This window comes from Massilia sp. NBRC 108631 (assembly GCF_059704565.1).
The window spans coordinates 1-207 of record NZ_BAAKJE010000282.1 but is presented as its reverse complement, the minus strand read 5'-3'; the positions used below and the strand labels follow the sequence as shown (position 1 = coordinate 207).

1 pseudogene is annotated in these 207 nt (G+C 59.9%); it reads left to right on the top strand.

The window, feature by feature from the left end:
- Positions 1-101, top strand: a pseudogene (locus tag AC6H42_RS31010) (IS66 family transposase); the annotation flags it as partial.
- Positions 102-207: the final 106 nt, after the last annotated feature.

Here is a 207-nt window from a genome sequence, read left to right as displayed (position 1 = left end):
AAGGCGTGGAGCTGGACCGCTCGCTACTGGCCAACTGGGTCGGTGCCTGCCATACCTTGCTGCGCCCGCTGGTCGATGCGGTGCGGCGTCACGTGTTTGCTGCCTGGTGAGCGACAATTATCTTGGCCGGTAGACGACAACTATCTTGGCCGGTTGTCACCTGAAACCGGCCCGGTGCGGAAGCGAGGTTTACAGTTGTTTCATTCA